This window comes from Janthinobacterium darwini (assembly GCF_051380905.1).
In the GTDB taxonomy this organism is placed as follows: domain Bacteria; phylum Pseudomonadota; class Gammaproteobacteria; order Burkholderiales; family Burkholderiaceae_D; genus Janthinobacterium.
The window spans coordinates 132,619-154,894 of record NZ_JBNYXX010000002.1; the positions used below are offsets into that span (position 1 = coordinate 132,619).

The window sequence follows — 22,276 nt, forward strand, 5'->3', positions numbered from 1 at the left end:
GGCCGCTGTGGACACGCCGTGACCTGGCATCGTTTGCATTCTCAGGAAATCGCGGCAATCTTGGCCAGCAGCTCGGCTTCGACCACCGGCTTGACCAGGTAATCGCGCGCGCCCTGGCGCAAGCCCCAGATACGGTCCGTTTCCTGGCTCTTGCTGGAACAGATAATCACCGGCACGTCCTGCAGTTCGGGATCGCGCGCAATCGCGCGCGTGATCTGGAAGCCATTCGCACCGGGCATCACCACGTCCATCAGGATCAGGTCGGGCCTGGCCTGCTTCAGTTGCGCCAACGCGTCGGCACCGTCCTGCGCCGTGACGACGGCATAACCGGCACGCACCAGCATCTCGCTCAGGTAATAGCGTTCTGTCGGCGAGTCATCGACGATCAGAATTGTGTGTATGGCCATCTGCTTCCTTGCTGCGTTGTCAATCAATAAACCACTTACTCAAATTGCCTGGCCAGGTGCAGCCGCACGGCTTCCAGCAGCGCCTCGCGCGCCAGCGGCTTGACCAGGCAGGCGCTGGCGCCTGCCATGGCACCGCGCGCGCGGTCAAACAAGCCCTCCTTCGACGACAGCATCAGCACCGGCGTGGCATGAAAGGCCGCACTGGCCTTGATCAGCGCACACGTGCGGTAGCCGTCCAGGCGAGGCATCACAATGTCGCACACGATCAGCGCCGGCTGGCAGTCGGCGATCTTGGCCAAGGCCTCGAAGCCGTTTTCCGCCACCACCACGCGATAACCTGCCTCGCGCAAGACCTTTTCGGCCGCGCTGCGGCTGGTGGCGCTGTCGTCGATGACCAGTATCGTGGCGCTGGCGCACACGGCATCGGACGGTGCCTCGGGCAGAATTGGACGCGACATGTAATTATTCGACAATCTTTCATACCATAGCACAGGCTGCCGCGATACCAGCGTGCGGCAGCACCATCCCAGGGTTCTGGATTAGTTAAAGCGCCACCATCTCGAAATCATCCTTGCGCGCACCGCATTCAGGACAGGTCCAGTTCATCGGAACATCGGCCCAACGCGTGCCGGGAGCGATGTCTTCGTCGGGCAGGCCGGCCGCTTCATCATAAACCCAGCCGCAAATAAGACACATCCACGTTTGGAATTGCTGCGTTGTTTCGTTGCTACTCACGTTCTGCCACCCTTCAATCAAGTAAAATGCTGAATTAGGTATCTTAATCTACCCGCCGTGCAAAACCAAACTTCTCCCCTCATATTAAGCTTCGGCGTGTCCGATCCGGTCGGCGCGATCGGCATCCAGGCCGACCTGGCCACGTTTTCAGCCTTCGGCTGCCATGGCCTGTCGGTCACCACGGGCCTGTTGATCAGCGATACCGCGCGCGTGGAAGACGTGCAAGCGGTCGACCCGGACTGGGTTTCCGACCAGGCGCGCGTGCTGCTGGAAGACATGTCCGTCTCGGCCATCAAGATCGGCGCCCTGGGCAGCGTGGAAAACGTCACGGCCATCGCCGAAATCGTCTCCGACTATCCGAACGTGCCGCTGATCCTCGATCCCTTCATTTCGGCGCTGCCGGAACAGGGCATGGACGACGAAGACATCCTCACCGCCGTGCGCCAGCTATTGATCCCGCAAACGACTTTGCTGGTGCTCTCGCCGGTGGAACTGGAGCGCCTGGCAGAAACCTGGCGCGACGCCGACCCGGACGACACCCTGCAAAACGATGTCGATTACCTGGTAGCTCTGGGCTGCGAGTACGTGCTCGTCACCGGCATGCCCGCCGACGCCAGCAAATCCGGCACGGCCGAAGGCAAGTTGCGCGCCAATACCCTGTTCGGCGAGGACGGCGTGGTGCGCCACGACGAATGGCAGCACCTGCCGGGCATCTTCAACGGCGCCGGCAGCACCCTGTCGGCGGCGGCCACCGCCCTGCTGGCCCTGGCTGAAAACGAAGACGATGTACCGCAGGTGGTCGTGGCGGCGCAGGAATTTACCACCGGCGCGCTGGCCCACGCGCAGCGCCACGGCATGGGCAAGCTGGTGCCAAACCGGCAGTTCCAGCAGCAGCGCCAGCGCGGCGTCCAATAAGCACAGACCAGACGACACAGACAACGATCCACTTTCAAGGCACGATTATCATGACGACGACTTCACAGAACGACATCCTGTTTGCCCGCGCACAAAAAACCACGCCAGGCGGTGTCAATTCGCCCGTGCGCGCCTTCCGCTCCGTCGGTGGCACGCCGCGCTTCATCACGCGCGCCGAAGGCCCGTACTTCTGGGATGCGGACGGCAAGCGCTATATCGATTACATCGGTTCGTGGGGCCCGGCCATCGTCGGCCACGCCCATCCGGAAGTGGTGAAAGCGGTGCAGGATGCGGCCGCGCTGGGCCTGTCGTTCGGCGCGCCGACCGAAGGCGAAGTGCTGATGGCCGAGGAAATCACGCGTCTGGTGCCGTCGATCGAGCAGGTGCGACTGGTCTCGTCGGGCACGGAAGCGACCATGAGCGCCCTGCGCCTGGCGCGTGGCGCCACGGGGCGTGACAAGATCGTCAAGTTCGAAGGCTGCTACCACGGCCACGCCGACTCACTGCTGGTGAAGGCAGGCAGCGGCCTGCTCACCTTCGGCAACCCGACCTCGGCCGGCGTGCCGGAAGATTTTGTGAAGCACACCCTGGTACTTGACTATAACAACGTGGAACAGCTGAAGGACGCCTTCGACAGTTTCGGCGCGGAGATCGCCTGCGTGATCGTCGAGCCCGTGGCCGGCAACATGAACCTGGTGAAAGCCACGCCGCAATTCCTGCAGGCGATGCGCGATCTGTGCACGCAGCACGGTGCTCTGCTCATTTTCGATGAAGTCATGTGCGGCTTGCGCGTGGCCCTGGGCGGCGCGCAGGCGCTGTACGGCATCAAGCCCGACCTCACCGCGCTGGGCAAGGTCATCGGCGGCGGCATGCCGGTGGCGGCCTTCGGCGGCAGCGCGGCGCTGATGCACCACATGGCGCCCCTGGGCGCCGTCTACCAGGCCGGCACCCTGTCGGGCAACCCGGTCGCCGTGGCGGCCGGCATGGCCACCTTGAAACTGATCCAGCAGCCTGGCTTCTACGAGCAGCTGGGCGCCACGGCCAAGCGCCTGGCCGAAGGCCTGACCGCCGCAGCCAAAGAGGCGGGCGTGGTCTTCTGCGCCGACTACATCGGCGGCATGTTCGGCATTTATTTCAGCGCCACGCCACCGAGCAGCTACGCGGAAATGATGGCGGGCGACCGCAGCAAGTTCAACGCCTTCTTCCACGCCATGCTGGACGAAGGCGTGTACTTTGCGCCCGCTGCCTTCGAGGCAGGCTTCGTCTCGGCGCAGCACGATGATGCCGTCATCGACGCCACCATCGCTGCCGCGCGCAAAGTGTTTGCCAAGCTCGTGTAAGTTATACCACCGCGGTGTCCATTACCGCCGCCACCAGCGCCGGCAGCTTGGCCATGTCGCTGAACACGACATGCGCGCCGGCCGCCTTCAGGCGCGCTTCCTGGCCGGCGGCGATATGCCCGCCGCCGATGAATCCCAATACCGTCATGCCCGCCGCCACGGCGGCCGTCACGCCCGTGACGCTGTCTTCCAGCACCAGGCACTGGCCTGGCCGCACGCCAAACGCGGCAGCCGCCGCCAGGTAGACGCCCGGGTGCGGCTTGGCGTGGCCCACCAGGTCAGGCGTAAAGACGCGTTGATCGAACAGCGGCGCCATGCTAGTGCGCTCGAGCGCCGACAGCACGCGTGCGCTGACGCTGTTCGAGGCCACGGCCTTGGGCAGGGGAATGGCGGCCAGCGCCTGCGCCACGCCGGGCACGGCGCGCAATTGCGCGTCGCAGGCCGCATCGACGGCGTTGCCGATAGCCATGATTTCGTCGGCCGGCAATTGTGGCAAGCCCAGTTCCTTGTAAATATCCTGCATCAGCGGCACCAGGCGCTGGCCCAGGCGCGGCTCGATCAAGCCTTGCAGGGTAACACCCTCGGGCAGGTTCGGCAGGCGCGGCGCCAGCAATTCCAGCAGCGCTTGCAGGGCCACGGCTTCGCTGTCGATCAGCACGCCATCGCAGTCGCTGATCAGATGGGTGAAACGCGGTGGGGTAGTGGCGGTATCAGGCATGGACTCTCCAGAAAGCAACGGTGACGGGAAATGCGGCGGCCGGCCGGCCAAGGCTGGCATCGCACGATCATAGGTGGAACAGGCGGACGCTACTACGCAGAAAACGTCTCAATGACGATACTTTTCTGCAAAAAGCAGACTACGGGGGGAAGAATCGGGCGCCAGGCAAGCGTTGACGGACAAACACCAATTCAATACCACGCAATACCAATGATTATCGCTGATTTTTGAATTTGCTGCGTTCGCCTTGGAATCCGGGACGCAGCCCGGTGGCGTATCCGGAACGCGGACGCGTCCCGGCGAAGAATGCTTATTTCAGCCAGCCGCGATGGCGGAAGTACAGGAAGGGCGCGATGGCGCTGGTGATCATCAGGCCCCAGGCCCACGGATAGCCAAACGACCATTCCAGTTCCGGCATCAGCTTGAAGTTCATGCCGTACACGCTGGCGATCAGGGTAGGCGGCAGGAAAGCCACGCTGGCCACCGAGAAGATCTTGATGATCTTGTTCTGGTTGATGTTGATGAAACCGACGGTGGCATCCATCAGGAAGTTGATCTTATCAAACAGGAACGAGGTATGGCCATCGAGCGATTCGATGTCGCGCAAAATCTGCCGCGCTTCCTCGAACTGCTCGGAATTGAGCAAGCGGCCGCGCATCAGGAAACTCACGGCGCGGCGCGTATCCATCATGTTGCGGCGGATACGGCCATTCAAATCTTCTTCGTGGGCAATGGCATTCAGCGCTTCGGCTGCGTGCGCATCGGTAAATTCCTTTTGCAGCACGCGCGTGCTGACTTCTTCCAGGTTCTGGTAGATGCCTTCGAGCACGTCAGCCGAATATTCGGCATCGGTGGCGTACAGGTCGAGCAGCACATCCATGTAGTCGGCAATCGAACCGGGCCGCGAACGGGCGCGCATGCGCACCAGTCGGAACACGGGCAGATCGTCCGTATGCATGGAAAACAGAATCTTGCGGGCCAGAATGAAGGCCACGGTGATGACGCGCGAGGGACCATCGTCCTCTTCGCGCAAGAAGTCCGTGCGCAGATGCAAATCGCCGTTTTCCGCTTCGTAATAGCGCGCCGACGCTTCAATATCCTTGACTTCGTCTTCGCCCGGCAGGGTAACGTTGTAAATGGCCTTGACCCAGCCCCGTTCATCGTCGGTGGGATCGGTCAGGTCGACCCACACCGGTTCGGCATTTTCGAGGTCTGCGCGGCTGTCGATCGGCACCTGGTTGAGCCGGCCATTCTGTAATACAAAGACATTGATCATGCGCGCTCTCAGCCGGATGTTGGGTTATCGTGATGTGCTGGCGCTTGCGCCAAAAATGAAAACAGCGCAAGTGTACCCGCAAAGGCCTTTTCACGACCACCCCCCGGCACCGCTTTTTCACGGAAAAAGTGCGGCGTTGCACCAAGCGGGGTGATTAAGATGCTGCGCCGCAATAGTACAGATTAAGCATTCTTAATTTTATGAAAAGAAAGCCGGCGGCCATCAAGGCAATTCAGCCGCCCCCATGCGGCGCAGGATGACACCCGTGCGCCGGTTCAGGTAGCCAGTATCGCGGTGGCGGTCGTAAAAGCGGGGATTCGGCAGCATCACGGCCAGTTTCGCCGCCTGCGCCGCGCTCAGGCCCGCCGCGCTGACGTGATAATAGTGGCGCGCGGCCGCTTCGGCGCCGAAGATGCCCGTGCCGAATTCCACCACGTTCAAATAAATTTCAAAGATGCGCTGCTTATCCATCAGACTTTCTAGCATGTAGGTGATGATCAGTTCCTGGCCCTTGCGCACATAGCTGCGCGAACCGGACAGGAACAGATTCTTTGCCAGTTGCTGCGTGATGGTGGAGCCGCCCGCCACGACCTTCTGCTTTTTATTATTTTTTTCGTACGCCTTTTGCAAGGCTTCCCAGTCCACCCCTTCATGCTCGGAAAAATTCGCATCTTCCGAGGCGATGATGGCCCGTTTTAAATTGTTCGAGATGCGGTTGTACGGCACCCACGTCTGCTGGATGGTGGCATTGGGATTCTTGTCCTGCAAGACAGACAACTGTTCGCGCATGAAGGCCGTGCTGGACGGGTTGTGGTCGACCCACCACCAGATTTGCAGGAAGAAATACAGTTGCACGACGATAAAGGCCAGCACGGGCACGATAAACAGCCACTTGATCCAGCCATAGCGGCTGCCGCGACCAGCTTTGTGCGCGCCTTTCTTGCCGCCGCTCACGAACTGCCCCGCATGTGCGCCAGCAAGTCCTGCGTCTGCGGCCGCACGCCGCGCCATACGTAAAACGCTTCCGCCGCCTGCTCCACCAGCATGCCCAAGCCGTCGCGCACCTGCGCGCCATGCTGGGCGGCAAAGTCCATGAAGACGGTGGGCTGGGCGCCATACATCATGTCCAGCGCCAGCGTGTGGCTGCCGAAGACACTTGCGGGCACGGGCGGTAAATCGCCCGCCAGGCTGGCCGAGGTGGCATTGATGACGATATCGAAGACGCCTTCGGGCTGCGTGTAGCCGCAGGCATGCAGTTGACCGGGATGACTGAGCGCATCGGCAAACTGGGCCACCAGCGCCTCGGCCGTGGCCACGGTGCGGTTGGCAATAAGAATTTCCTTCGGCCCCTGTTCCAGCAAGGGCAGCACCACGCCGCGCGCCGCACCGCCCGCGCCCAGCAGCAGGACGCGTTTGCCGGCGATGTCCACGCCCGCGTTGCGCACGATGTCCGCCACCAGGCCCGCGCCGTCGGTATTGTCACCAAGAATGGCGTCGCCATCGAAACGCAAGGTATTGACGGCGCCGGCCGCTTGCGCGCGTGGCGTCAGGACAGTGGCCAGCGCACACGCATCGAGCTTGAATGGCACCGTGACATTCGCGCCCTTGCCCCCTTCGGCGGCGAAGCTGCGGGCCGCCAAAGCAAAGCCGTCCAGCGGCGCCAGCCGGCGTTCATAGGCCATGGCTTGTCCTGTCTGCAGCGCAAACGCGGCGTGGATCAAGGGAGACTTGCTGTGGGCGATGGGATTACCAAAGACGCAATATTGATCAGAATGTACTTCGCTTGTATTTAGTTCGTGTGTACTCAATTGCTGCCGCCAGTCAGGTTAGCTTCCATTTTTTCTTCGCGCGTAAATTTGAAACGGGTGATGACGACCCACAGGTCATCCTTGTCACTCGACAACATATTCGGTGGGAAACGGCCGAAAGGCGCCGCGCGGCGCACGATGGCCAGGGCCGCCGCATCCAGCGCCGGGTTGCCCGAGCTTTTCTCCACGCGGGCGCCGCCCTCCTTCTGGTAAATCGTGCCGTCCTGGAAGATGGGGATGTAGACGACCAGTTCGCCATATATCTTGCGGCCATTCTTTTGCGGGAAATTCAGGGTGCCTATTTCCTCGATGCGCTTTTGCAGGGTCTTGTAATACATGGCATAGCCGACCTCTTGCGTGCTGGGCGTAATGAAAGTCTTGCGGGGACGCTTGTTCTGGTCTTCCACGGTCTGGCTGATCTCGGCCGCCATGCGCGCGATGGCCTTGCTGCTTTCCATCAAGTCCGAACCGCTGGCCAGGGGATTGGGCTTGTCTTTTTCCGTGACGGGCGCGGCGCTGTAGGGCGTGGTCTTGGCCGCCTGCGTCAGCAGTTCCTGCTGCTTTTGCTCCAGTTCGGCAATGCGTCGGGCGCTGGCCTTGGCGCTATCGCCCTCTTCTACCTTGCGCATGTCGGGCAAGGGCGACTTGGCGCGGCCCTTGTCGGCCTGGCCACCGCCGTCGAGATTGGCTTGCGCCAGGGCCTCGGCCTTCAGCGGCTTGTTCGCATGCTTGGCGTTGACCAGGATCACTTCCAGGCCGGGATCGGTGGCCACGGCCCGCTGCGGGGCCGGGGCGACAAAATGCATCGCCAGCAAGGCGCCGTGCGCCAGCAGCGACACCGCCACGGCGATCATCAGGAAACGATACTCTCGGAAATACTTCACGCGCAACCCAGTTCGCAACAAGCACAAGATGTGCTGAATTCTACGTCAAAGGGCGGTGCCGGCAACAGTTATCAGCACCGCCTTGTGGCTTGGCGGCGGCCTTACTTGACCTCGGGCTCGCTGACCACGTCCTCGCTGGCCAGTTCCGCCACTTCCGCATCGGCGTCGCTGACCTGGTTCGCCGCTTCCGGAGAAGCTTCCGGCGCCACTTCGACCTCCTCGGCGCCTTCGTCGCCCGCATCTTCCTCGTAGTCGAGCTCGGCGTCGGCCGCCGCATCCGGCACGGCGGCAATTTCCAGCAGGCGCGCTTCGATGCTCAGGTCGACTTCATCCCAGCGCAGCAAGTCCAGTTTCACCTGGGCGCCGCGCGCCACCGATGGCATGCCTGGCAGCTTGATGACCAGCGGGATATCGACCAGGCGCAGGATTTCATCTTTCAAGACGACGGCATCGACCTGGCGTGCATTTTCCTGGTGCAGCCAGCGCAAGCACCAGTAGCGTTCCATGTTCGACTGGAAATCGCCATACGCGGCATACGCCGCGTCAAACGCCGAGACGATGGCGAACAAATTCGCATCGCGCGGCTTGAACGGGGCCACCAGCGGTGCCGTCACGCCATGCTCGGCGCAGGCGATAATTTGCCATTGGTTCACCAGGTCCGTGTAGCGGCGCAAGGGCGAGGTGCTCCACGCGTATTGATCCACACCAAGACCCTGATGCGGCGCCGCATGGGTGACCATGCGCACCTGCATTTTTGCCGCCCAGCTATTGCCGCTGCCGCCGCCCTGGCTGCGGTAAATGCCTGGCACACCATGGTCGTGCAGCATCTTGCCCCAGGTACTGTTGGCAAAAATCATCAGTTCAGCGACGATCTTGTCCAGCGGCGCGCCACGCTTGCGGCGCGCCACGGTGACGATGTCGTTTTCCACATAAAAGTTGAAATCGACGCGGTTATTCTGTTCCGGCTTCAGGCCAAACGCTTCGCGCTTCTTCATGCGGCCCTGTTCCAGCTGCTGCGCCCATTGCCACAACACGGCGAAATCGGCCTTGTGCGGGTACTCGCCTTCGCCGCTGGCCAGGGTTTCTTCGTTGACCAGGTCGTCCAGCTGGTTATGGCGCAAATTGCTGGCGATGGGCACCAGCTCGGCGCGCGTCTGCGTGCTGATTACCGCCCACTCCGCTTTCGGGTCCAGGGTCGCGTACAGCGACAGGGCCGGGCACGTCGTGCCTTCTGCGAGCGTGAAAGCATTCACGATTTCGTCCGGCAGCATGGTGATCTTGTCGCCCGGCATGTAGACGGTGGACATGCGCTGGCGCGCCATCTTGTCGATCACGTCTTCCGGGCGGATGCCCAGGCCCGGCGCGGCGATGTGGATACCCACCTTGATCGTGCCATCCGGCAATGGCTGCACGGAGAAGGCATCGTCGATCTCGGTGGTAGTCACGTCGTCGATCGAGAAGGCGGCCACGTCGGCCAGCGGCAGCTTGGCCGTCACGGACGGCACGGGCACGCTCGGGAAACCGGCGCCCTTGGGGAAGTTCTCGAACAGGAATTTCGACAGGTGCAAATCTTTTGCCGAAGCAATACCACCAACGGCCAGCATCAGGCGCGGCGGCGTCGTGTGCAATTCCGTGCAAGCCGCTTCCAGCGCCTTGTATTCAATCGTATTCTTGTCGGGCTTGAACAACAGTTGCAGCACCATGGGCTGCATGGACGCAGGCAAACGGTTCTGTTTCAGCTCTTCCACATACGCGGCTTGCACCAGCGCCTGCTGTTTTTTCTTTTCGATGCCGGCCAATGCCGCCTTCAAGGACGCTTCCGGCGCCGCCTTGTAGCGACCACGGCCCTTCTTGTAGAAATACACGGGCGCCGAATGCAGGGCCAGGATCAGGCCGGCCGCTTCCGGCGGCAGCGGGGCATGGCCGAAATACTCGGCGCCCAGCTCGGCAAAGCCGAACTCGTCTTCGCCCGCCACTTCCCACAGGAAATCGAGGTCGATTTCGGCGGCCACGGCCTTGGCTTGCTCCAGCAGCTCGGCCGGGGCCGGTTTTTCATACTGCAGCAGCACGTCCTTGGTCTTGACCTTGGTGCGCTTGCCGCTGGCCATTTCGACCTGGTAAGCCTCACCTGCTTGCGACAGGACCGTGCCGACCTTGAAATCGCCGGATTCTTCAAAAAATAGATTCATTGTTATGCTTTGTTCATTAATGTGTCGGTTGCAACGGTGCGAGTGACGGGCTTCAACTCAAACACCGCCGGCAAAAATACTTCGGTTACCAGTAGCAAGCCCTGGTGGCGCTGATACAGGCAGCGGCGGGCAAAAAACAGCGCCTTTTCATCGACGCGCTGCCCTTCCCGTGCCAGCGCCGCCTGCGCCCGCTGTACCAGCGGGTGACCTGCGCGCAAGCGGGCAAATTCAAGAGTGCCGCGTCGCACCATGCGGTCGCCAAACAGGGTCGTGCCCAGCGAGCGCTCGCCCAGCGCGGAAAACAAAGGCCAGTCCGTGGCCGTCGCCTGCATGGGCACGACGGTATGGCCAAACACGGCCGGCCTGTTATCACACCGCAGCAGCACTTCGCGTTCCCACACGCGGCCCGAACGGTGCAGGCCGATGCTGGCCGCCTCGTCGCTCAGGCAGCGTGCAGTTTCCTGATGCAAACATTGCACGCGGAACGCGCTGCTATGCGCTTTCAGCTTGGCCGTCAAGGAACCGCCACCCTTGAGCCAGTGGCGCAAGGCCGGCGGCGCATTGACGGCGTTCACGTGCGCATGCCATTGCGCCTGCCGCAGCGAACCAGGCCTCACCGGGCGGCGTCCGTATGGATGCCACAAAAGGCCAGCACGGGCACCAGGTATGCGGCAAATTCGCTGATGCCATGGTCACTGCCGTCGATGACGCACTGCTGCGCCCCCTGATAATGCGCCAGCATGTCGCGGTAGTCGAGTACTTCATCGCCAGTGGCGGCAATCAGGAAATAGCGTTGCGGCTGCGTAATTTTCTGTACGGCAAACGCGCGCAGCTCAGCTATGTATTCGCGCTTGAACTCGAATGGCTTGTCCGAATGGAACTCAGTCGTCACGCCCACATGCTGCTCCAGGTCGATCAGCGGCACGATGGCGGGGTTGAGCAGCACGGCGCGGCAACCGAGTTGCTCTGCCAGCCAGGTGGCGTAATAGCCGCCCAGCGAAGAGCCGATGATCGTCAGGTCGCCCGGCGCCACGTCCTTGACCAGCGACAGAGCCAGTGCGATGGCCAGCTTGGGCGAGGCCGGCAATTGCGGGCACAGCCACTCTGCTTCGCGGCCCAGCGCCTGCATCTGCGCGGCCAGCAGGCGCGACTTCATCGACAGGGGCGACGAGCGAAATCCATGCAGGTACAGAATCATCGGCCCAGCGCCTCCAGCAATTTCTGGTGCACCCCGCCAAAGCCGCCATTGCTCATGACGACGACCTGGTCGCCGGGACGGGCGCTAGCGACCACGGCCGCCACCAGCATATCAATGTCTTCATAGGCGCTGGCAATCTTGCCCAGCGGCGCCAGCGCGTCGCCCAGGCTCCAGCCCAGCGCAGCATGGCTGCCGAAACCGAAGACCAGGTCGGCATCCTTCAGGCTGCCCGGCAGCGCATCTTTCATGGCGCCCAGCTTCATGGTGTTCGAACGTGGTTCCAGCACGGCCAGGATGCGGCCGCTGTCGCCGACGGTTTGGCGCATTTTTTGGCGCAACCCGCCCACGGTGGTGGCAATGGCCGTCGGGTGATGCGCGAAATCGTCGTACACGGTGATATCGTTGACCACGCCGCGCACTTCCATGCGCCGCTTGACACTCTCGAATGTGGCCAGCGACGCGCAGGCCTGGGCAATAGGCACGCCCACGTGGCGCGCGGCGGCGATGGCCGCCAGCGCATTGCTGCGGTTGTGCTTGCCCGTGAGCGCCCACGCCACATGGCCTTCCTGCTGGCCATTGAAAACCACGTCGAAGCTGCCATCGGCCTGCTCTTGCAGTTGCCAGTTGGCATCTTGGCCAAAACATTCCTTTTCACTCCAGCAACCGCGCGCCAGCACGCGCTGCAGCGACGCTTCGTCGCCATTGAACACAAGGCGGCCGATGCCGGGCACCGTGCGCACCAAGTGGTGGAATTGCGTCTCGATCGCGTGCAGATCGGGGAAGATGTCGGCGTGATCATATTCCAGGTTATTCATGATCGCCGTCTTCGCATGGTAATGCACGAACTTGCTGCGCTTGTCGAAGAAGGCCGTGTCGTATTCATCGGCTTCGATGACGAAGAAGTCCGAATCTACGCTCTTGCCATCGATCTTGCCGCTGAGGCGGGCAGAAATGCCAAAGTTCATCGGCACGCCGCCGATCAGGAAGCCGGGCGCGTAGCCCGCGTCTTCGAGTATCCATGCCAGCATGGCCGAAGTTGTCGTCTTGCCATGCGTGCCGGCCACGGCCAGCACCCATCGATTGCGCAAGATGTGTTCGCCGATCCACTGCGGTCCGGAGACATATGGCAGGCTGCGGTTGAGGATTTCTTCCACCAGAGGGTTGCCGCGCGAAACCACATTGCCAATCACATACAAATCCGGATTCAACTGGGTTTGTTCCGGATCAAAGCCTTGGATCAGTTCGATTCCCTGCGATTCCAGCTGAGTGCTCATCGGCGGATAGACGTTGGCATCGCAACCGGTGACTTTATGGCCGGCTTCCTTGGCCAGGACGGCCAGACCGCCCATGAAGGTACCGCAAATACCGAGAATATGAATATGCATGTGATCAGTGCGAAAGGTGCACGCTAAAGTAAGTAAGACGGTGAGCTAAAAAAGGGCAAGTGTAGGATTTTACCTGACGCCATGACTTTTTCCGCTTCGGAGTATCATCTCGCTCATGACGAACGATGCATTTGACGATAGCGCGCAGTTGCGCCTGGAAATCGCCGCCGCTGCCGCGCGCCTGGTGGCGCAGGATGGCGCCGACTATGGCAGCGCCAAGCGCAAGGCCGCGCGGCAGGTACTCGGCGACGCGCCGAACCGGCCCAATGTACTGCCTGACAACGACATGATCGAAGAGCAGGTGCGGCAATACAATGCCCTGTTCCTGGCCGACAGCCAGCCGGCGCGCCTGTTTCAGCTGCGCACGATTGCGCTGCAGGTCATGGAAGCGTTGCAACAATTTCATCCCCTGCTCAGCGGCCCCGTGCTGAACGGCACGGCAGGCCCCCACGACGAGATCTATTTGCAGCTGTTTGCCGAGAGCGCCAAAGATATCCATATCTTCCTGCTCAATAAAAATGTCGTGCTCGACATGTCGGAAAGCCCGCATTTCAAGGGAGCGCGTTATGATGCGGTCGAGACGGCCAGTTTCTTATGGAAAAACGAAGGCGTGCATGCAGCCATGTATGAGCTCGACGACATGCGCGGCGCGCTGAAAGCCAAGGCAGATGGAAAAGTGCTGCGCACCGATATCGCGGGTCTGCGCAGCCTGCTGGCCGCCAGCCTCGCCGATGGCGTGCCGGCTGCCGACTAACATTGATATAGATAAAGTTATGACAAAAAAGAATTGGATCGCCTGCGCCATCGTGGCACTGATGTTTGGCGGCATGGGCGCCTACGTGGGCATGCATAAAGAGAAGGAAAAAGCGGGGCCTCTGACGACGACCATCGCGCCGGGCGCGACGGGTCCCGTCAACGAACTGTATGCACTGTCCCTGCCGGACGCGGCTGGCGCCACGCAAGCCTTGTCGCAATGGAAAGGCAAGAATTTGCTGGTCAATTTCTGGGCGCCTTGGTGTCCGCCTTGCGTGGAAGAAATGCCGGAGTTATCCGAAGTACAAGGGCACTATGCGGCGAAAAATCTGCAGGTCATCGGTATTGGTATCGATTCGGCCAGCAATATTGCTACTTTTGCCAGCAAGGTAAAGATCGCTTATCCCGTGTATGTTTCCGGCCTGAGCGGTACCGACCTGTCGCGTCATTTTGGCAATGCCACGGGCGGTTTGCCCTTTACGGTGCTGATCGGCGCCGATGGCGAAGTCAAAAAGACCTATCTGGGCCGCTTGAAATTTGATCAGTTGCGCGCCGATCTGGATAAATTGTAAATTCGGAGCGTGCTTTTTTCTCTTGCCAATGCGTATCTTTGGCGGCAAAATGCGGAACTTTCGCTAAAACGGTCTTCCATACATGGCAAAAAACCTCCTTCTGCTCAACGGTCCCAACCTGAATTTGCTGGGAACGCGCGAGCCTGAGGTCTACGGCGCCAGCACCTTGGCCGATATCGAGCAGGCAGCAATGGCGCAAGCCATGGCGGCCGGTGCCGACCTGGTCTGCTTTCAAAGCAACCATGAAGGCGCGCTGATCGACCGCATCCATGCCGCGCGAGCGGAAGGGATCGATGCCATCGTCATCAATCCTGGCGGCCTGACACATACCAGTGTTGCCTTACGCGATGCGCTGGCCGGGGTCGCCATTCCGTTCGTGGAAGTCCATATCTCGAATATTTATCAACGCGAAACGTTTCGACATCACTCATTTCTCAGCGCGATCGCGCAGGGGACGATCTGCGGGCTAGGTATCGATGGATATCGGCTTGCCATCGACTTCGCGCTTAAAAAACGTTAATCTACGCGATCTGCACGCATTTAGCGCGGCGATAGGTTCTGGACATCACCGCATCACTCATAAAACAAACTACATTCCTAGGGGTTTTACATGGATCTACGAAAACTCAAGACCTTGATCGACCTGGTCGCCGAATCGGATATCGCAGAGCTGGAAGTTACCGAAGGCGAAAGCAAGGTTCGCATCGTCAAATCGTCGGCCATGCCGCAAAACCAGATGGTCATGATGCAGCCGCAAGGCATGCAAGCCCACTACCAGCCCGCCGCGCCAGCCGCCGCTCCCGCTGCGGCAGCTGCCGTCGTGGTAGCCGCCGAGCCAACGGGCTATGTGGTCAAGTCGCCCATGGTTGGCACCTTCTACCGTTCCTCCGCTCCTGGCAGCGCCGCCTATGTTGAAGTGGGCGCTACCGTCAAGGAAGGTGATACCCTGTGCATCATCGAAGCGATGAAGCTTCTGAATGAAATCGACTCCGATAAAGCCGGTGTCGTGACCCAGATCCTGGTCGAAAACGGCCAGCCGGTCGAATTCGGTCAACCCTTGTTTGTGATCGGCTAAAACCCAGTCCACACGGCCGGCAACGGCCGTTTGCAGTTTTAGTCCCTCACACTTGTTGTTTCGCCGGCTCGCCGGCTCTCACAGACATACGCGAACCTACCATGTTTGAAAAAATCCTGATTGCCAACCGTGGTGAAATTGCCCTCCGTATTCAGCGCGCCTGCCGCGAAATGGGCATTAAAACGGTTGTAGTCCACTCCGAAGCCGACAAGGACGCGAAATACGTCAAGCTGGCCGACGAATCCGTTTGTATCGGCCCGGCACAGTCGTCCCTGAGCTACCTGAACATGCCCGCCATCATCAGCGCCGCTGAAGTGACGGATGCACAAGCAATTCACCCAGGCTATGGCTTCCTGTCGGAAAATGCCGACTTTGCCGAACGCGTCGAGAAATCGGGCTTCGTCTTCATCGGCCCCCGCTCCGAATCGATCCGTTTGATGGGCGACAAAGTGTCGGCCAAGCAAACCATGATCAAGGCTGGCGTACCCTGCGTCCCAGGCTCGGAAGGCGCGTTGCCGGATGATCCGAAAGCGATCGTGCAAATTGCCCGCAAGGTCGGCTACCCGGTCATCATCAAGGCTGCCGGCGGCGGTGGCGGACGCGGCATGCGCGTGGTACACACGGAAGCCGCCCTGATCAACGCCGTGGCGATGACCAAGACGGAAGCCGGCACGGCTTTCGGCAACCCTGAAGTGTATATGGAGAAGTACCTGGAAAATCCGCGCCACGTGGAAATCCAGATTCTTGCCGATGAACACAAGAATGCCGTCTGGCTGGGCGAGCGCGACTGCTCCATGCAGCGCCGCCACCAGAAAGTCATCGAAGAAGCACCAGCGCCGGGCATCCCGCGCAAACTCATCGAAAAAATTGGCGACCGTTGCGCCGAAGCCTGCCGCAAGATCGGCTACCGCGGCGCCGGCACGTTTGAATTCCTGTACGAAAACGGCGAGTTCTATTTCATTGAAATGAATACCCGCGTGCAAGTTGAACATCCGGTCACCGAGATGATCACCGGCATCGACATCGTACAAGAGCAGATCCGCATCGCCGCCGGCGAAAAATTGCGTTTCCGCCAACGCGACGTCTTGCTGTCGGGCCACGCCATCGAGTGCCGCATCAATGCCGAAGATCCATTCAAGTTCACGCCATCGCCAGGCAAGATCGTGTCCTGGCATGCGCCGGGCGGCCCTGGTATCCGCGTCGACTCGCACGCCTACGCCGGCTACTACGTGCCACCGCACTACGACTCGATGATCGGCAAAGTGATCGCTTACGGCGCCACGCGCGAGCAAGCGATCCGCCGCATGCAGATCGCCCTGTCCGAAATGGTGGTCGAAGGTATCAACACGAATATCGCCCTGCACCGCGAACTGATGATCGATGCGCGCTTCATCGAAGGCGGCACCAACATTCACTATCTGGAACAGAAACTGGCCGACATGCCGGACCTGGGCAAGAACCTGAATGGCGGCAGCCCCAGCATCGCCAAGAAATCCGAAATCAAGGCGGGCGCATGAGCTGGACGGAAATCGTCATCGAAATCGCCCGTGACAACGCCGAGGCCATGTCCGACGCGTTGATGGAAGCGGGCGCCCTGTCGGTATCGGTGGAAGACGCCGATGAAGGCACGGATGCCGAGCAGCCCCTGTTTGGCGAGCCAGGCATGGAACCGAAGGAAGCGGCGTGGGAACGCAGCCGCGTGGTGGCGCTGACCGACGTCGACGCCGACCAGGCCGCCATCGTGGCCGCCGCAGCCGAAGCTGTCGGCATGGCAACGGTACCGGTGTTTACCATGCGCCCCGTGGAAGAGCAGGACTGGGTACGCCTGACCCAGTCGCAATTCGCACCGATTCACATCGGCAAGAATATCTGGGTCGTGCCCAGCTGGCACGAGGCACCGGATCCTGCTGGCCTGATCCTGGAACTGGACCCGGGCCTGGCATTCGGCACGGGCAGCCATCCGACCACCCGCCTGTGCATGGAGTGGCTGGAAGCCAATCCCGCCCCTGGCAAGACCGTGCTCGACTACGGTTGCGGCTCCGGCATCCTGGCCATGGTGGCAAAGAAGCTGGGCGCGCAAACAGTGGTCGGCGTCGATATCGACCCGCAAGCGATCGAATCGGCTGGCGACAATGCCGAACGCAACCAGTGCGAGATCGAATATTTCTTGCCAGATACTTTTGCCACTTCGGCGCACGCCACGGCGAAATTTGACATCGTCGTTGCCAACATCCTGTCGAGCCCATTGAAGCTGATGGCGCCGATGCTGTCGGGCAGAGTCGCCGACGGCGGCGCCCTGATCCTGTCCGGCGTGCTGGCACGCCAGGCGGAAGAAGTCGCTGCTGCCTACGCACCGTTCATCCAGCTGGGTGTCTGGGCCGAGCAAGACGGCTGGGTAGCCCTGCATGGCCGCCTGGGCAGCACGCAAGCGCCTGCGCCCCGCGCGGAAGGTGCATAAGCACTGTAATGGCCCTCGCCACCAAATGCCCCCATTGCAACACGATATTTCGGGTCGCTGCTGACCAGTTGAAGTTACGTGGGGGCATCGTACGCTGTGGCACGTGCAGGGAAGTGTTTGACGGCAATGCCGCGCTGGTCGATCCAGCTGCCGCATCGCCGTTTTTAACGTCTCGCCCCGGCGCTGCCGCCCCGCTGTCGACCAGTTACCCTGCCGACAACAGCCTGCCGTCCGCCACGGACGACGAACCCATCTATTCTCTCGATTTCGACACCTCGTTCGACCCGTTCGGCATCTTGCCGGAAACGGCGCAGCTCAAGGAAGACGATGGCGAACACATCGAGCTGAACCTGGACATCGGCCTGCCCGACGAGGCGCTGGCCGACGCGCCTGTCGCCGCCCCTGTCATTGCACCGGTCGAACCGCCCGAAGCGCCGCTGCCCCAGCCGATGGCGCCCTTCAAGCGCCGCCAGGTCGATGACGCACCCGCCTTCGCCACGTATTTGCGCGACAGCCGCCGCGAACCGAACCTGGAAGCGGGCCCGGCGCCAATATTGCCTGCGACCGAAAAAATCAGCCTGGACAAACCATTGCCTGTCGCGCCTGCACCAACGCGCTTGGAACCGACCTTGGCCGACCACTCATTTGAAGCAATGCCCGCCCCTGTTGCGCCCGAGCCAGTGATGGAAGCCGAGGCCGGGAAAACGGCAGTGGTGCCGGCCGACGACGAACCGGCCTTTGTGATCCAGGGCCGGCGCCGCGAACAGAGCGGCAGAGCCTTGCGCGTGGCGATGGCCATCGGCTCGGTGGTGCTGCTGCTATTATTATTGCTGCAGGTGATGACCACCTTCCGCAATCCGCTGGCGGCGCAGTTTCCGCAGTGGAAGCCGACCCTGGTCGCGCTGTGCAAGGTCAGTGGCTGCCAGGTCGACTTGCCGGCGCAGATCGAGGCGCTGTCCATTGAACAGGGTGAATTGCAAACCCTCAGGGAACAAACCTTTTCCTACGTCTCGCTGCTGCGCAACCAGAGCCGCAGCGTGCAAGCCTGGCCCAGCATCGAACTGATACTCAACGATGCCAACGACAAGCCGCTCTTGCGCCGTGTGATCGCGCCGCGCGACTACCTGCCGGCCAATATCGACGTGAGCAAGGGTTTTGCGCCTCGCTCCGAACAAACCATCAAACTGTACTTTGCATTAGACCAGCTCACGGCGTCTGGCTACCATATCGCCATCTTTTACCCTTAACCGACACTATCATGACCAAAACATCGCTGATCTGCGGCTCGCTTGCCACCGACACCATCATGCAATTCCCTGGCCGCTTCGGCGAATCCCTGCTGGCCGACCAGTTGCACAAGGTGAACGTGTCCTTCCTCGTGCCCACCATGCGCACGGAGTTCGGCGGCTGTTCGGGCAACATCGCCTACAGCCTGAAAATGCTGGGCGGCGACCCGCGCATCGTCGGCGTCATGGGGCAAGATAGCGCCGCCTACCTGGAACGCCTGCAAAAGCTGGGCATTTCCACCGCCAATATCCTGATCAAGGCCGACAGCTATAACGCGCAGTGCTTCGTCACGGCCGATGCGGACAATAACCAAATCAATGCCTTCCACCCGGGTGCCATGTCGTTTGCACATGAAAACCCGATCGCCAATGCGGGCCCAGCCAAGGTTGCCATCATTTCGCCGGACGGCGACCTTGGCATGCTCAAGCACGCCGCCGACCTGGCCGAGCTGGGCATCCCCTTCATGTTCGACCCAGGTCAACAGCTGCCACGCTTCAATGGCGAACAGTTGATCGACTTCATCAACAAAGCCACGTATGTGTCGGCCAACGACTATGAAATGGAAATGTTGATGGAACGCACGGGCTTGACCCTGCCGGACATCGCCAGCCGCCTGGATGCGCTGATCGTCACGCGTGGCGAAAAAGGTTCGGAAATCTATACGGACGGCAAGCGCATCGACATTCCTGTCGTGGCCGCCAAGGAAGTGCTGGACCCGACCGGATGCGGCGACGCCTACCGTGCTGGCTTGCTGTTCGGCATCACCAATGACCTGGGCTGGGAAACCAGTGGCCGCCTGGCCAGCCTGCTGGGCGCCATCAAGATCGCCACGCAGGGCGCGCAAAACCATGTATTTACGCCAGCCGGTATCGCAGACCAGTTTGAAGCGGCGTTCGGCTACCGCTATTAATGAGCTGGGGTCAGATCCGCCGGTTCTGACCCCATATGCACGTCGGCTTGTGCCAAAGTGCTGATGTCGGGTTACGCTACGCTAACCCGACCTACGCCACCATCACCGTCATCGCAGCACGATAATCATCCCCACCAGCACTTGCGCGACCTGCAACAGAATCAGCGCCACCAGCAGGGACAAGTCCAGACTGCCGACCAGCGGCACGACCTTGCGGATCGGACGCAGCAGCGGCTCGTTCAGGGCCCGTACAAACGGTGCCAGCGGCGCATGCGGGTTGACCCAGCTAAAGATGGCTTCGATGATCAGCAAGGCCATGAAACCGTAGAGTATCCATTGCAGGAAGCGTTGCAGCGACTTGAGCAGCACCACTTCGACGGGAGCGCCGGAAATAAACAGGAGCGAGCTGGCCAGCAGCACGATCAGGAAGGCGCCGATCAGGCTGGCCCAGTCATACCCGCCCACGCCCGGCACCACGCGGCGCAGGGGGCGCACCAGCCAGTCGGACAATTGAAACGTGAATTGCGCCACCGATGAAGGGGGCCGCACGCGTACCGCCTGCATCCAGAAGCGCAGCAGCAGCACGCCGCCCAGCAAGGTGGCAATGGTATCAACGATCAATGTAAGGATAACGATCAGCACGACTAATTCTCCAAAAAAAAACCGCTGTGTGATTGAGTCACACAGCGGCGTGTTGCCTCATCCAGGCACCCGTATCGTAGGAATTACGATGGGCGAGTGCTGGTTGGGAATGGCCAGGCTGCAGCCGGTGCCAACACGGTTTTTGCTACAGGTGCGATAGGCGCCGATGGCTTGGCGACAGGCGCTGCCTTCTTCGGTGCGGCCTTCTTAGGCGCGGCCTTTTTGGCTGCTGGCTTGGCGGCCACGGCGGCTGGTGCCGCTGGCGCCGCTGCTGGCACTGCTGCCACGACTGGCGCTGCGGCTGGCTTGGCGGCAGGTTTCGCTGCTGCTTTCGCTGCCGGCTTGGCTGCTGGCTTGGCTGCAGCTTTCACTGCTGGCTTCGCTGCTACCTTGGCCGCTGGCTTGGCTGCCGGTTTCGCTGCGACCTTGGCGGCAGGTTTCGCTGCTACTTTGGCTGCCGGCTTGGCGGCCACTTTGGCGGCTGGCTTGGCGGCAACTTTTGCTACCGGCTTCGCTGCTACCTTGGCCGCTGGCTTGGCTGCAGCTTTTGCTGCTGGCTTCGCTGCTGCCTTGGCTGCTGGCTTGGCTGCAGCTTTTGCTGCTGGCTTCGCTGCTGCCTTGACCGCTGGCTTGGCTGCGGCTTTTGCTGCTGGCTTGGCTGCTGCCTTGGCGGCCGGTTTCGCTGCTGCCTTGGCGACGACTTTTTTCGCTGCTGGCTTGGCTGCCGCTTTGGCGGCCGGTTTCGCTGCTGCCTTGGCTGCAGGTTTCGCTGCTGCTTTTTTCACTGCGGGCTTGGCTGCTGCCTTGGCCGCTGGCTTGGCTGCTGCTTTTGCTGCTGGCTTCGCTGCTGCCTTGGCGACGACTTTTTTCGCTGCTGGCTTGGCTGCTGCCTTGGCTGCCGGTTTCGCTGCTGCCTTGGCTGCAGGTTTCGCCGCGGCTTTTTTCACTGCTGGCTTGGCTGCTGCCTTGGCGACAGGCTTGGCTGCGACTTTTGCTGCTGGCTTCGCGGCCGGTTTTGCTGCAGCTTTTTTCGCTACAGGCTTGGCTGCTGCCTTGGCGGCAGGTTTCGCTGCTGGCTTGGCTGCCGGTTTTGCTGCAGCCTTGGCCGCTGGCTTGGCTGCGGCTTTCGCTACTGGCTTGGCAGCCACTTTTGCTGCAGGCTTGGCTGCGGCTTTGGCGACGGGTTTGGCGGCTGGTTTCGCTGCTGCTTTGGCAGCTGGTTTAGCGGCAACCGTCTTCGCTGCGGCTGCCGGCTTCTTCGCGGCAGGAGCAGCCTTGGCGGCTGGTTTCTTTACTTCTGATTTCTTAGCGGCTGTTGCCATTTGTCTCTCCTTCATCTGAGATGAGAAATTTAAGCTACAAGATTTAAACCCGTCCGACCCACCACAGGGATAGGCCAGGCGAATTATTCATCGGCACAAACGGTCGTTTGCGCTAATGAATTCGGCACCAGCTGAACTGCTGCAACTCCTCACGTTTGCAGCACTTCAGCCATCGTCGGTGCCACCCTGCTTTATCTCGCAGCTGGTGGCAAAGTCTGAATTCGGTCATTCGTTTTCGATGCCGTGCGTTTTTTCGCTCCTCGCATCGCGCTCGCTACAACACCCATGCGTCAAATAAAAAACCGCCATGCCTGAAAAAATTCGGGCACGGCGGCAGACGAAAACGGTGTGGTTTTGTGCATATCCGTGTAAATCTGTATCCCTGTTTTGCGAGGTTTTTTC

24 protein-coding genes are annotated in these 22,276 nt (G+C 61.0%); 10 read left to right on the forward strand and 14 right to left on the reverse strand.

The features are described 5' to 3' along the window. Window positions 1–41: 41 nt before the first annotated feature. The 3 genes from ACQ4WZ_RS16065 to ACQ4WZ_RS16075 form a co-directional block, all read right to left on the reverse strand. Window positions 42–407: a response regulator transcription factor gene (locus ACQ4WZ_RS16065; RefSeq protein ID WP_101482759.1), complete on the reverse strand. Its 366-nt coding sequence runs from the start codon at window positions 405–407 to the stop codon at window positions 42–44. 35 nt (window positions 408–442) lie between these two features. After that, on the reverse strand, window positions 443–865 hold the full coding sequence (locus ACQ4WZ_RS16070) for a response regulator (RefSeq protein ID WP_101482760.1): 423 nt from the start codon (window positions 863–865) through the stop codon (window positions 443–445). An 85-nt stretch (window positions 866–950) separates the two neighbouring features. Then, entirely contained in the window at window positions 951–1,103 is a 153-nt protein-coding gene (locus ACQ4WZ_RS16075) for a rubredoxin (RefSeq protein ID WP_010401308.1), read from the reverse strand. Window positions 1,104–1,199: 96 nt separating this feature from the next. On the opposite strand from ACQ4WZ_RS16075, the gene thiD reads away from it, so the two are divergent. Then, the gene (gene thiD, locus ACQ4WZ_RS16080) at window positions 1,200–2,057 is read left to right on the forward strand and encodes a bifunctional hydroxymethylpyrimidine kinase/phosphomethylpyrimidine kinase (RefSeq protein WP_101482761.1); all 858 of its coding nucleotides are present in this window, start codon (window positions 1,200–1,202) and stop codon (window positions 2,055–2,057) included. Between the two features lie 50 nt (window positions 2,058–2,107). After that, window positions 2,108–3,397, forward strand: coding sequence for a glutamate-1-semialdehyde 2,1-aminomutase (hemL, locus tag ACQ4WZ_RS16085; protein WP_436573956.1), 1,290 nt, complete (start codon window positions 2,108–2,110; stop codon window positions 3,395–3,397). A 1-nt stretch (window position 3,398) separates the two neighbouring features. Here the strand turns inward: hemL and ACQ4WZ_RS16090 are convergent, their stop codons facing one another. The 9 genes from ACQ4WZ_RS16090 to mpl form a co-directional block, all read right to left on the reverse strand. Continuing rightward, the gene (locus tag ACQ4WZ_RS16090; protein ID WP_436573957.1) at window positions 3,399–4,115 is read right to left on the reverse strand and encodes an HAD-IA family hydrolase; all 717 of its coding nucleotides are present in this window, start codon (window positions 4,113–4,115) and stop codon (window positions 3,399–3,401) included. 310 nt (window positions 4,116–4,425) lie between these two features. Continuing rightward, complete coding sequence (corA, locus tag ACQ4WZ_RS16095; protein ID WP_101482764.1) at window positions 4,426–5,391, reverse strand: magnesium/cobalt transporter CorA; 966 nt, start codon at window positions 5,389–5,391, stop codon at window positions 4,426–4,428. A gap of 222 nt (window positions 5,392–5,613) precedes the next feature. After that, window positions 5,614–6,288, reverse strand: coding sequence for a monofunctional biosynthetic peptidoglycan transglycosylase (mtgA, locus tag ACQ4WZ_RS16100; protein WP_436574173.1), 675 nt, complete (start codon window positions 6,286–6,288; stop codon window positions 5,614–5,616). Window positions 6,289–6,341: 53 nt separating this feature from the next. Continuing rightward, on the reverse strand, window positions 6,342–7,199 hold the full coding sequence (gene aroE, locus ACQ4WZ_RS16105) for a shikimate dehydrogenase (RefSeq protein WP_436573958.1): 858 nt from the start codon (window positions 7,197–7,199) through the stop codon (window positions 6,342–6,344). After that, the gene (locus ACQ4WZ_RS16110) at window positions 7,196–8,053 is read right to left on the reverse strand and encodes an energy transducer TonB family protein (RefSeq protein ID WP_133993228.1); all 858 of its coding nucleotides are present in this window, start codon (window positions 8,051–8,053) and stop codon (window positions 7,196–7,198) included. The genes aroE and ACQ4WZ_RS16110 overlap by 4 nt, the downstream gene beginning before the upstream one ends. Before the next feature lie 131 nt (window positions 8,054–8,184). Next, window positions 8,185–10,272, reverse strand: coding sequence for a ribonuclease catalytic domain-containing protein (locus tag ACQ4WZ_RS16115; RefSeq protein WP_101482768.1), 2,088 nt, complete (start codon window positions 10,270–10,272; stop codon window positions 8,185–8,187). A 2-nt stretch (window positions 10,273–10,274) separates the two neighbouring features. Further along, window positions 10,275–10,889, reverse strand: a complete 615-nt coding sequence (locus ACQ4WZ_RS16120) for a chorismate--pyruvate lyase family protein (RefSeq protein WP_101482769.1) — start codon at window positions 10,887–10,889, stop codon at window positions 10,275–10,277. Further along, window positions 10,886–11,470 carry a YqiA/YcfP family alpha/beta fold hydrolase gene (locus tag ACQ4WZ_RS16125; protein WP_436573959.1) on the reverse strand — a complete coding sequence of 195 codons (585 nt, stop codon included), beginning with the start codon at window positions 11,468–11,470 and terminating at the stop codon, window positions 10,886–10,888. Before ACQ4WZ_RS16125 ends, ACQ4WZ_RS16120 begins: the two co-directional genes overlap by 4 nt. Further along, entirely contained in the window at window positions 11,467–12,855 is a 1,389-nt protein-coding gene (gene mpl, locus ACQ4WZ_RS16130; RefSeq protein WP_436573960.1) for a UDP-N-acetylmuramate:L-alanyl-gamma-D-glutamyl-meso-diaminopimelate ligase, read from the reverse strand. The genes ACQ4WZ_RS16125 and mpl overlap by 4 nt, the downstream gene beginning before the upstream one ends. 115 nt (window positions 12,856–12,970) lie before the next feature. Between mpl and ACQ4WZ_RS16135 the strand changes: the two genes are divergently transcribed. The 8 genes from ACQ4WZ_RS16135 to ACQ4WZ_RS16170 all read left to right on the forward strand — a co-directional run bounded on the left by ACQ4WZ_RS16135 (window position 12,971) and on the right by ACQ4WZ_RS16170 (window position 19,910). Next, complete coding sequence (locus tag ACQ4WZ_RS16135; RefSeq protein WP_436573961.1) at window positions 12,971–13,609, forward strand: hypothetical protein; 639 nt, start codon at window positions 12,971–12,973, stop codon at window positions 13,607–13,609. Between the two features lie 19 nt (window positions 13,610–13,628). Beyond that, window positions 13,629–14,180, forward strand: a complete 552-nt coding sequence (locus ACQ4WZ_RS16140) for a TlpA family protein disulfide reductase (protein WP_101482772.1) — start codon at window positions 13,629–13,631, stop codon at window positions 14,178–14,180. 82 nt (window positions 14,181–14,262) lie between these two features. Further along, a complete protein-coding gene (aroQ, locus tag ACQ4WZ_RS16145) occupies window positions 14,263–14,700 on the forward strand; it encodes a type II 3-dehydroquinate dehydratase (RefSeq protein WP_101482773.1) in 438 nt (145 codons plus the stop codon). Between the two features lie 90 nt (window positions 14,701–14,790). Continuing rightward, window positions 14,791–15,255, forward strand: coding sequence for an acetyl-CoA carboxylase biotin carboxyl carrier protein (gene accB / locus ACQ4WZ_RS16150; protein ID WP_101482774.1), 465 nt, complete (start codon window positions 14,791–14,793; stop codon window positions 15,253–15,255). A gap of 101 nt (window positions 15,256–15,356) precedes the next feature. Continuing rightward, window positions 15,357–16,772, forward strand: coding sequence for an acetyl-CoA carboxylase biotin carboxylase subunit (gene accC / locus ACQ4WZ_RS16155; RefSeq protein ID WP_101482775.1), 1,416 nt, complete (start codon window positions 15,357–15,359; stop codon window positions 16,770–16,772). Further along, window positions 16,769–17,713: a 50S ribosomal protein L11 methyltransferase gene (gene prmA / locus ACQ4WZ_RS16160; RefSeq protein WP_133989294.1), complete on the forward strand. Its 945-nt coding sequence runs from the start codon at window positions 16,769–16,771 to the stop codon at window positions 17,711–17,713. Before accC ends, prmA begins: the two co-directional genes overlap by 4 nt. Before the next feature lie 8 nt (window positions 17,714–17,721). Then, window positions 17,722–18,960, forward strand: a complete 1,239-nt coding sequence (locus tag ACQ4WZ_RS16165; RefSeq protein WP_436573962.1) for a DUF3426 domain-containing protein — start codon at window positions 17,722–17,724, stop codon at window positions 18,958–18,960. Window positions 18,961–18,971: 11 nt separating this feature from the next. Continuing rightward, window positions 18,972–19,910, forward strand: a complete 939-nt coding sequence (locus ACQ4WZ_RS16170; protein WP_101482778.1) for a carbohydrate kinase family protein — start codon at window positions 18,972–18,974, stop codon at window positions 19,908–19,910. A gap of 108 nt (window positions 19,911–20,018) precedes the next feature. Here the strand turns inward: ACQ4WZ_RS16170 and ACQ4WZ_RS16175 are convergent, their stop codons facing one another. Beyond that, entirely contained in the window at window positions 20,019–20,552 is a 534-nt protein-coding gene (locus ACQ4WZ_RS16175) for a YggT family protein (RefSeq protein ID WP_243857934.1), read from the reverse strand. A gap of 83 nt (window positions 20,553–20,635) precedes the next feature. Next, on the reverse strand, window positions 20,636–21,874 hold the full coding sequence (locus tag ACQ4WZ_RS16180; protein WP_101482780.1) for a transcriptional regulator: 1,239 nt from the start codon (window positions 21,872–21,874) through the stop codon (window positions 20,636–20,638). Between the last annotated feature and the right edge of the window lie 402 nt (window positions 21,875–22,276).